This is a genomic window from Microcoleus sp. F10-B2 (assembly GCF_036704965.1).
Taxonomy (GTDB): Bacteria; Cyanobacteriota; Cyanobacteriia; order Cyanobacteriales; family Microcoleaceae; genus Microcoleus.
This window is the reverse complement of sequence record NZ_JAUBTB010000079.1, coordinates 25,421-33,121: the sequence shown is the minus strand read 5'-3', so window position 1 is coordinate 33,121 and position 7,701 is coordinate 25,421. Positions and strand designations below refer to the sequence as shown.

The window sequence follows — 7,701 nt, the reverse complement described above, 5'->3', positions numbered from 1 at the left end:
TAATTGGGTCAACAGGTAAAAGATGAGTAATTTTACTCATTGACAATAGTGCTTTTAGCTTAACTTGTGAGTAATGGGCAACGGATTCGCTCCACGGATGTAACGGATGTAACGGATGTAACGGATGTAACGGATGTAACGGATGTCAGGAAGAAGGAAGTTTGTAGGATGCACAATGCGAACCAGTTGACGAGTGTCATCAACTTTTGTCAATGGTGATTCTGCCAGCACGGTTCAAGAGATATTGGTATCACAAATAGGAACAAATGTCAATATGCTGGTGGCGGCTGCCTCAGTTAAAAATTGATTTTTTTTGAACTCATTTAACATTAGCAATTAACCGGGGTTTCCCTTCTCGACAATGTGTTTGAGAGCGTTTAATCACTCTCTTCCAAAAAGGTTTGTACTCGACCGTTCGGTCTCAAAACCACTCTAATTTTCGGGTTTTTCCCATTAGAAACGGCAGAAACAAACGGCTCGCCGGCTAATGGCATATTAATTTGCTCGATATAATCTGCTGCTGCTTTTCCCATCGGCACAATACTTTGAACTGACCCATTTTCATCGATCAGCACGCTGTATTCCAAAGTTTGTTCCATTCCTTCAGGAGGCTTCCAGCGTTCCTCAAAGTAAGTTCTAGCTTCTGAAACTTGAGGAATTGTATCAAATAAAGTGTGGTTTTTTTTGCTCGCCGCCACCTGGTTGTCGTCCTCAGACTCGGCACTCGGTTGAGCGTCCTCAAGGGCTGGGAGTTCGGTACTGGCGGGGGGGACAATCGGCTCTATGGGGCTGGGGAAGGGCTGGGGCGGGGGAACGGGAAATCGGGAAGCCGACAGGGAGGGCGGCAGGGGGGGCGGTACGGCGGGAGCTAGTCGAGGCGGTAGGGGGGGCAGCAGATAAGGTACTGGTGCGGGTGCTTGGGGGGCGGAAATGGGCCGTTCTTCGGGAGCGGGAATAGTGATTGTTTGCCCTTGAGGGAAAGCTGGAGCGCTCTGTGGGGCGCTGGCTGCGCTGCCGTTGGGGGGAAATAGCAGGGGTGGCTGCTGGATGGGGCTGGGTCTGTTGCTGGGGGGATTTGGGGCGAGGGCGATGGGGGGCAAGCTGGGGCTGGGGGAGGCAGCGGTGTTGATGGGCGGGGGCGGCAGGGGCGGTAAAGTGGGTGTGGCGGCAGGTGTTGGTGATGGGGGTGTCGGTAGGGCCGCAACTGGACTGGGGGAAACGCCGGCAGCTAACTGGGGGTTTCCTGGAGCGGTGCTCAATTGTGGATTGGCGGGGGCTGTGGCGGGGGCTGAGGCGGTTTGCGGGGAGGTGGCGGTTCGATCGAGCATTTTGATAATTCCAGTCGTCAGGCCCGCGCTGGCGACCATCATTGCTGCCAGCTTGAGCCAGGGTGAGGACAGCGGCCGTCGGGACTCGCGGTTGAGGTTGGGAAGGGCCATCACTTCGGCGGTGCAGTCATCTAGTGCTGTGGCTAAGTCAAACAGTTGCAGGGTGCTCAAGGGAACTACCGGCCCGGATTCTGCAGCGCTCAAAGAACCTAAAAACAAGTTGTGGGCGAGCAAGCCGCGGGGCTCTAAGCGGGGGGGAACCGGAAGGTAGGCAGTATTCGGGGCCGAGGTTGCTAGTTCGAAAGTGTTGACGGCTCGATCGAATATAACGGCATTATGCGCGGCTTCTGGCGAGTCTGAACCGGCAGGGATACGGCCGGTTTGAGAGTTGAGGTTGCTTTCCCAATCGCGGGATTCGCCCAGCAAGTTTTGGACGTAGTTGGTGACAGCTTCGTGGAGGGTTTCGAGTTGAATTCGATCGCCCCTGAGAGTAACGTGTTGGGTATCTGGCAGCCTGGGGTCGTCGAGTCGCAGCTCGAAACTTAAAGATTTAAACACCGGTTGGCCCGCCCAGCGAGATAGAGGCGAACTTTTGGCTGTAATTTCCAGCGTGCAAGTGGGGGGCGTGTACCGTTTGAGAACCATAGCAGGAAGGAAGAAGGAAGAGGGAAGGGGAAATAACTATGTTTTATCTAATATTTTGCAGCATTATCAACAAGCTTTTTTTGCAACAGGCAAGATGCTCGTTCCACAATAAATAAATTTTCTGGTGGAACAGGCCGGAAAGCCTGTTCCCGATCTTTGTCATTCTCGTTCCCATTATGCTTAGCTTAATTTTTAGCACGGTCTAGAAGAGCCAGCCAGAGGCGGCGGTGGCCGCCGGGACTGCTGTAAAACAGCAAATCGATCAGGAGTTTGAGGGCCAAATCAGTCAGTTCTCGTGCCGATAAATTTTCTGCATCTTCCATGCGCGAGCCATAAGTGTTGCTGAACCTGTCAATATAATCTCCCAGCAAAGCGATGGTGTGAGGTTCGCGGTTTTGCTCGGCCATTTGTTCGAGCAAAGCAACAGCGCGGCGGATTAAAGCTTGGTGCTGTTTTGCCAAATGACAGCTTATCAAAACGAGCGATCGAGCTTCCTCCACATCGAGTTTTTTGCGCCCTCCCTGGCCTTTCCGCAGCGGGTTAGATTGGCGCAGCCGCCACAGAGCCACCCGATCGGCTACCATTGGCTCTAAATTCAGTTCGGCTGCTACCTTGAGCATCGCCTCTGAGCCAATTTCTGCCAGTGCTTCTAGGGCTAACAGCACTAAATCCAGTTGGGCTTTAATGTTGTCCAACTGGGTAGGTTCTGGTGCTTTTTGGGTCAATTCTGCCCAGTTGGGAGATTGGCCCGTTTCGTTTGTGGGAGCGGAGGACTTTACGGTCGAGCGCATGGCTTCAGCACGGGAAATTAAGACTGGTTGAGGCAGGATATCAAACAGTATGCAGTGATTAAAGCTTTGTGGCCTGTGGGCAACAGCACATCTGTTAATTTGTCTCCATAGCTCGTTGCTTTGATTCCGGCAATCCTAACTGCTGGACGGAGTTGCGGGTTAAAAGTTGCGGTTTTAAGTTCAATCGATCGCGATCGGCAAAACCCATAGATTTTTACCCCTAACCATGCTACGCCGCAGAGTGACCGAAATCAAATCTGTGCTTGGAAACTATCGGGACTTATATCAATGCCAATATCCTAACGCTCTCGAATGCTACTTATAGTCTGTCGCTACTTATAGTCTGTCAGATTATAGTTGTCATTGCTTCATCTGGCGCCATCTATGGATATTACGGAGCAATTTGGTAAAAAAGTTAGACATTTCAGAAAGCTCAGAAATCTTTCCCAAGCTCAGCTTGCAGAACTATCTGAATTACATCGCACCTATATTGGTTCAGTTGAACGGGGTGAACGGAATATAACGCTGCTTAATGCCAGCAAAATAGCCAAGGCATTATCCGTTAGTCTAGCTGAACTGGTAACTGCTGATGACTGAAAGAAGACTAGAGCAAATTTTAGCAAGATACCAAAACTCATTTACAGAAAAAATTTATGCACAAGAGAATGAAGAACACGATATTTTAATGGATGTGTTTGGTATTTATCCAATAATAAAAAAAGAAAATAGGCAATATTGGGGACGTGAGTTAGGTATGTGTTGGCAATTGTTAGTTACTGAAACGTGTAAAACATATTGCAGTAGCTTTCAGCCAGCATTTAAAGTTGGAAGCGATGAGCCGTGCGATCTGATTGTTGATGGGTACGCAATAGATACAAAATATCGTATTGGCTCAGGAGACTCGGGAACACTGAAAAAGTTCAAATCTTATGGCCCACTACTTCGTACTTATAATTACGAACCCGTATTTTTAATACTTAGACAAGATAATTTGCCCGCAGCTATTACAGCGTGCCAAAAAGGGACTTGGAAAGTTTACACAGGGGACGATTCGTTTCAGTTCATAAAAACAATAAGCGGGTTTGATTTCAAGTCATTTCTTATTGAAAAAGTGGGAGAATTCCCTGTATACCGCTGAAACTATCAAGGCGCTTGTTGATAATATCTATGTAGTCGGGTACTATTTCAATGCCAACATACCTAATGCCAAATTCTTTCGCCGCCAGCAATGTGGTTCCAGATCCTGCGAAAGGATCGATTAGGATAGAATTTTCCAAACGCGGTACAAATATTTCGACCAGCTTTCTCATTAGAGCGATTGGTTTAACTGTGCAGTGGACGTTAAACTCCTCGGTTTTCTCACGCTGTATACCTTCTAAAATATTTGACTGAAAACCACCGAACTGATCTTTAGTATAAAATAGACCAGTACCGTACTCCTGTAGAGTTTCCAAGTAATTATTGACCAGTGGTTTTTGAAGTACGCAGATTGCTTCCCATTCGTTCCTCAAACAACTGTGCCAACCATCCCATTGTTCAGAATTTTCATATCCTTTCTTCTCTAACTGTTGTTTGATATTGACACCTTTAGGGATACCACTCGATCTTTTATAAACAAGAATATCTCTCGCATAGAAACCTGCACTTTCAAGTGCAACTTGTACGTGAGCAACAGTCCGTGTGCTGTTGAAAACTAAAACTGTCGCACCCGGTTTGCAGATCCGAAAAAGCTGCTCGCCCCACTCAAAGCACCACTTTTCATAATCCAGAGTGTTGTTACGATTCCTTTGATACCATTTTTCGTTTCTGACTCCACCTGCTAAACCACTGCCATAGGGAATGTTTTTAACAAGGGTTTTATTTCCCTTGCCATTGACTTTTTCAATACGCCTTTGAATTTCTGAGTCATCCCATTTATGACCAATAAATTCATAATTATAAGGTGGGTCAGTGATACACGCAGAAATATAATTTTCTGGGAATTTCTTCATCACTTCACGACTGTCGCCCACCAAAACTTCGTTTAAGGGAGTTTTTTTCATTAGTCAGGCAGTTACTAAAGTGGTAAATCAACTCTTGATTATGCCACATTTGCAGTATAGTATCCATTCCGGTTGCATCAGCATGATATGTTCGTTGCGACTTGTTTTGCTGCATACAAATATATAATTCACGAGTCAACCGGAAATGCCTAAATCCTGATTATTTCAAATAAACCACAGTCACACCTGCACCTCCTTCTTTTTGACTAGCCAACTCAAAGCGGGAAACCTGCGGATGATTCGCGAGGAAATCGTGAACCCCGCGCCGCAACTGTCCCGTACCTTTGCCGTGAATTATCCACAGGACTCCGTATTCCACGGCTTTGGAAAGAGCTCTGTCTATTTCGATTTCTGCGTCTGAGACTCTCGCACCCCGTAGGTCGATCGAATTATTAGCAGTGCGAATGGCGATTTCGGAATTGGGTTTTGCAGGTTCCGCCGCTGCTTGCTTGGCTTTAGCCGTAGCGAGTGCTTGTGCTTGGGCTGCAACCTTGGCTAATTGAGCTTTCGTTTCCGGTTTTTGACCGTCGAGGGATTCAATTTCTCCTAGTTTGACAGTCATTTTCATAATCCCAAACCGGACGCTCAACTCTTCGTTAGCATCGGGGCCGCTGAGGACTTCGGCGGTTTGGCCCAAGCTGGGAATGCGGATGCGATCGCCCACTTTCGGCATAAAACTCGGTTTGGGTTTAGCCGGTTGCTGTCGAGAGGGCAGGTGTTTTTGGGAAATTTGATTTAAGGTTTCTGTCGCTTGTTGGGCATTTTGAGCCGTCTGGTTGCCCGACTGCAAGCGACGAATGATTTGAGCAATTTCTGATTTTGCCGACCCTATCGCCTCATTTACTGCCACTTCCTGAGCTATTTTCAGTTCTCGCTCCCGCTCTTGCAAAGCGGCTGCTTTTTGAGAAACTTCTCTGTGCAGTTTTTCAGTTTGGTGTAGCAGTTGAGTTGCTTCTCTGGCCTTGATTTCCTGTTTCCGGCGCTGTGCTTCGAGTCCAGCAATCACTTGATTGACATCTTGAGACGCTCCCCCCACATAGGTTTGAGCTTCTTCGACAATTTCTGCTAGCAAACCCAGTCTTTTGGCAATAGTGAGGGCGTTGGAACGCCCGGGAATTCCCCACAGCAAGCGATAGGTTGGCTGCATGGAATTGTCATCAAATTCTACTGAGGCATTTTCAAAGCGGGAGTCTTGATATTTGAGGGCTTTGAGTTCGCCAAAGTGGGTAGTTGCAACTGTTAATAGGGAATGTTGGGCGAGATATTGCAACAGGGCGATCGCCAATGCACTGCCTTCTGATGGGTCTGTCCCCGCTCCTACTTCGTCTAACAAAACTAAAGATTTGGGAATTGGGAATTGGGAATTGGGATTTGGGATTTGGGGTTGGGGAATTTGTAATTTAGGTTTGAGAATTGGCAGAGCAGAAACAGTGTTCTGTGTATCTGTGACTTCTTGGTCTTGCTGTTGGGAATTAGTAATTGGAAGGTTTGAATTTTCTTCCCCTTCAGGCTGCGATTTATTGTGTAAAACTTCTAAAATGCGGCTGATGCGGCGGATATGACCGGAGAAAGTAGACAAACTTTGCTGCAAAGATTGTTCGTCACCTATATCGGCCAAAATATTGTCGAACCAAGGCAATTCTACGGGTTCGCGGGCAGCAACAAACATTCCTGCTTTCGCCATTAAAGCTGCCAAGCCCAAGGTTTTGAGGGTGACAGTTTTGCCGCCGGTGTTGGGGCCAGTGATGGCGACGACGCGGATGTGCGGCCCGATCGTTAAATCGACCGGCACGACTGGAAAGCCTTGCTCGTGCTGTTGCTGCCAAACTAATAAAGGATGGCGCAACTGGCGCAGGGTAATTTGCGATCGCAGGTTACGAATTAATAATTGACTGTTTTCTGAGTTTTCCTCATCTTCTTTTTCGTCATCTTCTTTTTCGGGGTTTTTTGGTGCTAATTCTGGCTCTCCCAATTCGATAAATTTCGGCGGATTTGCTTGCAACCAAAAACTATAACGCGCTTTAGCGGCGGCTAAATCTAAAGTTGTAACTACCACCACCAATCTGTCTAAATCTGGTTTGACTGCTGCGACTTGCTCGGTGAGGGCGCGGCGAACTGCTTCTTCTTCGGCTTGTTCTTGCCTGAGAAACTGCCGCATTTGGTTGTTAAGATTGACTGTGCTGTGGGGTTCTACGTACAGTGTCGCGCCGCTGGCAGAGGAGTCGTGAACGATGCCCGGTATGGCATCTTTTTGGGGAGCTTTGACGGGAATGACAAAGCGTCCGCTTCTTTGGGTAATTAGCTGTTCTTGTACGGCGTTGGATTGGCGCTGCAAAATCCCCTGCAATATTTGATAAATGCGATCGCGCAACTGCCGCATTTGAACTCTAATTCCTGCTAATTTAGGAGTTGCTCTGTCTGCTACTTGAGCGCGATCGTCTATACAGCGGTGGATTTCTTGCTCTAGTTCGGGATAAGTCCGCAATTGGGCTGCCAGTTCTTGGAGCGTCGGCACATCTGCCTGAGAGTCAATTATCCGGCGCAATTGCCTTGCTCCGGCGAGGGTAGTAGCAATTGCCAGCAATTCTTCGCCGCTGAGCAAACCTTGCAGTTCGGCTCGCTGCAGCGAAGTGCCGATGTCTTGGATTCCTTCAAAACTCAAAGCACCGCCAGCGCGGCTCTCTAACTGATAAGCTTCCTGAGTTTGAGCTAGGAGTTCTGCTGTTTGAGCTTGAGTTGCCGGGATTTCGAGGTCTAGGGTGGCGGCGACGCCAAGTTTGGTGGCCGCGAAGGTAGCCAAGTGCTGACACAGGCGCGGCCATTCTAATAGTTCTAGTGTTTCGGCTTGAATCAAAGTTGAGGTGGTGTTGGTAATTGGCATTCTCAGGCGCTGAC

General features: G+C 48.2%; 8 protein-coding genes. 4 read left to right on the top strand and 4 right to left on the bottom strand.

Annotated features, from left to right (window positions below; all coding sequences use genetic code 11):
- Positions 1 to 66 precede the first annotated feature (66 nt).
- The gene (locus QUA99_RS24945; RefSeq protein WP_333241768.1) at positions 67 to 219 is read left to right on the top strand and encodes a hypothetical protein; all 153 of its coding nucleotides are present in this window, start codon (positions 67 to 69) and stop codon (positions 217 to 219) included.
- A gap of 158 nt (positions 220 to 377) precedes the next feature.
- On the opposite strand, the gene QUA99_RS24940 is transcribed toward QUA99_RS24945, so the two are convergent.
- Positions 378 to 1,973 (bottom strand): DUF4335 domain-containing protein, encoded by a 1,596-nt coding sequence (locus tag QUA99_RS24940; RefSeq protein WP_333241766.1) that lies wholly within the window; start codon positions 1,971 to 1,973, stop codon positions 378 to 380.
- On the opposite strand from QUA99_RS24940, the gene QUA99_RS24935 reads away from it, so the two are divergent.
- Positions 1,921 to 2,085, top strand: a complete 165-nt coding sequence (locus QUA99_RS24935; RefSeq protein WP_333241774.1) for a hypothetical protein — start codon at positions 1,921 to 1,923, stop codon at positions 2,083 to 2,085. The two genes, QUA99_RS24940 and QUA99_RS24935, sit on opposite strands and share 53 nt — an antisense overlap.
- A gap of 73 nt (positions 2,086 to 2,158) precedes the next feature.
- Here the strand turns inward: QUA99_RS24935 and QUA99_RS24930 are convergent, their stop codons facing one another.
- Positions 2,159 to 2,764, bottom strand: a complete 606-nt coding sequence (locus QUA99_RS24930) for a DUF3038 domain-containing protein (RefSeq protein WP_333209311.1) — start codon at positions 2,762 to 2,764, stop codon at positions 2,159 to 2,161.
- Between the two features lie 384 nt (positions 2,765 to 3,148).
- On the opposite strand from QUA99_RS24930, the gene QUA99_RS24925 reads away from it, so the two are divergent.
- Together QUA99_RS24925 and QUA99_RS24920 are read left to right on the top strand one after the other, a co-directional pair.
- Positions 3,149 to 3,361: a helix-turn-helix transcriptional regulator gene (locus tag QUA99_RS24925; RefSeq protein WP_333241764.1), complete on the top strand. Its 213-nt coding sequence runs from the start codon at positions 3,149 to 3,151 to the stop codon at positions 3,359 to 3,361.
- Positions 3,354 to 3,902 (top strand): hypothetical protein, encoded by a 549-nt coding sequence (locus QUA99_RS24920; protein ID WP_333241762.1) that lies wholly within the window; start codon positions 3,354 to 3,356, stop codon positions 3,900 to 3,902. Before QUA99_RS24925 ends, QUA99_RS24920 begins: the two co-directional genes overlap by 8 nt.
- Here QUA99_RS24920 and QUA99_RS24915 read toward each other — a convergent pair.
- Together QUA99_RS24915 and QUA99_RS24910 are read right to left on the bottom strand one after the other, a co-directional pair.
- Positions 3,865 to 4,806 (bottom strand): DNA methyltransferase, encoded by a 942-nt coding sequence (locus tag QUA99_RS24915; protein ID WP_333241760.1) that lies wholly within the window; start codon positions 4,804 to 4,806, stop codon positions 3,865 to 3,867. The two genes, QUA99_RS24920 and QUA99_RS24915, sit on opposite strands and share 38 nt — an antisense overlap.
- 160 nt (positions 4,807 to 4,966) lie before the next feature.
- Positions 4,967 to 7,660 carry an endonuclease MutS2 gene (locus tag QUA99_RS24910; protein WP_333241771.1) on the bottom strand — a complete coding sequence of 898 codons (2,694 nt, stop codon included), beginning with the start codon at positions 7,658 to 7,660 and terminating at the stop codon, positions 4,967 to 4,969.
- Positions 7,661 to 7,701 lie beyond the last annotated feature (41 nt).

Excerpts from the sequence above, each read along its gene's own strand:
- QUA99_RS24940 (WP_333241766.1), bottom strand. The coding sequence starts at position 1,973 with ATGGTTCTCAAACGGTACACGCCCCCCACTTGCACGCTGGAAATTACA.
- QUA99_RS24930 (WP_333209311.1), bottom strand. The coding sequence starts at position 2,764 with ATGCGCTCGACCGTAAAGTCCTCCGCTCCCACAAACGAAACGGGCCAA.
- QUA99_RS24925 (WP_333241764.1), top strand. The coding sequence starts at position 3,149 with ATGGATATTACGGAGCAATTTGGTAAAAAAGTTAGACATTTCAGAAAG.
- QUA99_RS24920 (WP_333241762.1), top strand. The coding sequence starts at position 3,354 with ATGACTGAAAGAAGACTAGAGCAAATTTTAGCAAGATACCAAAACTCA.
- QUA99_RS24915 (WP_333241760.1), bottom strand. The coding sequence starts at position 4,806 with ATGAAAAAAACTCCCTTAAACGAAGTTTTGGTGGGCGACAGTCGTGAA.